The 1,604-nt window shown below is 64.5% G+C and carries 1 pseudogene; it reads right to left on the minus strand.

Annotated elements, in window-relative coordinates:
• Nucleotides 1-38 precede the first annotated feature (38 nt).
• A pseudogene (locus NJ4_RS24775) lies at nucleotides 39-1,215 on the minus strand (IS30 family transposase).
• Between the last annotated feature and the right edge of the window lie 389 nt (nucleotides 1,216-1,604).

A 1,604-nucleotide genomic window follows, 5' to 3' on the forward strand; every position in this document is an offset into this window, starting at 1 on the left:
GGCGAATTCAAGGGGTCGTCGCAACACCGCCTGATTTCTTAGGTGGTGAGTAGATCACGCAAGCGCTCGGCTGGGGTTTCCCAGCCGAGTGTTTTGCGTGGGCGGCCGTTGAGTTCCTGGGCGACGTGCTCGAGGTCCTCGGCGCCGTGGACCGACAGGTCGGTGCCTTTGGGGAAGTACTGACGTAGTAGGCCGTTGGTGTTCTCGTTCGTGCCACGCTGCCACGGCGATGCCGGGTCACAGAAGTAGACGGCCATGTTCGCGGCGAGGCTGAACTGCTTGTGTCCGGCCATCTCGCAGCCCTGGTCCCAGGTCAGCGAGCCCCGTAAATGTTCGGGCAGTGTCTTCATCGTCTTGAGGAGTTCATCGCGCACGGCTTCGGCGTTGTGGCCACCTGGCAGGTGCAGCAGCATCGTGTAGCGGGTGGTCCGCTCGACCAGTGTCCCGATCGCGGACTGGTTGCCCGCGCCCATGATCAGATCGCCCTCCCAGTGCCCCGGAACGGCACGATCATCGACCTCGGCCGGACGCTGGCTGATCATGACCATCTCATCGACGAACCGGTGGGTGCGTTGCCCGGGTTGGCGGTGTGGTTTGCGGCGAGTCCTCCCACTACGCAGCGCGGTCTGGACCTCGCGCTTCAACCCGCCGCGGGCCTGGAAGTACAGCGCCTGGTAGATCGTCTCGTGGCTCACGCGCATGCTCTCGTCGTCGGGATGGTCCCGCCTGAGCCTGTTCGAGATCTGTTCAGGCGACAACTTCCGCTCCAAACCCTGTTCGACCTCAGCGCGTAGCCGCTGGTTGGTGAGCAGCTTCGAGTCCTTCGCACGGCCACGCGCCACGGCGGCATCACGGTGCGCCCGGTGAGGCAAATAGACGCCCTCGACGCTGTGCCGAGCGACCTCACGCGAGACCGTCGAGACGTTCTTGCCAATCCCGGCCGCGATCGCGGTCATCGTGACTTTGTTGACCAGACCGTCAGCGATCGCCACCCGGTCCTGCGCTGACAGGTACCGGGCGCTGATTGGGCACATCGGATCGGGCTTGGGTCATAGTCTTCAGATATCGGGTTCTGCGGCCGTAGTCCACGACCGTCCCGTCGGGGTGTACCCGCGTGTTGCCGGTCTTCTTGATCCCCCTACGCCAATCCCGTGCGGTGCGCGGGTGCACACCGACCTCACGGGAAGCACGGGTGGCCGACCAGCCCTCTTTGATCAACTCCAGGAATCGTGCCTTCGCGTCCGGCTTGCCCACCGCGACGGGGACCGCCGCCACCAGACCCGCGGCGACCAAGATCCGACGCGCCGCGTTGTGGCTCAATCCACTCCGGATCGCGGCTTGGTTGATGCTCCCGGTCCGGTCGAACTCGCCGATCACCACCCGACGATGCTCGTCACTGATCGTGGTCTTCGGGCCACGCCCACGGCCGGCAGCCTTGAGCAACTCATAAGCACGGCCCTTGGAAATTCCCACCGCAACAGCTGCCGCCGGGACCGGAATCCCGCTATCGACCAGCCTCATCAGCCGAACCAATTCCTCTGAAAACGACACGGTCGTCGCAACTCCTCAAACTCGAGGTGTTGCGACGACCGCATGAACCCGCC

Source organism: Nocardioides jensenii JCM 1364 = NBRC 14755 (genome assembly GCF_001552535.1).
GTDB lineage: Bacteria > Actinomycetota > Actinomycetes > Propionibacteriales > Nocardioidaceae > Nocardioides > Nocardioides jensenii.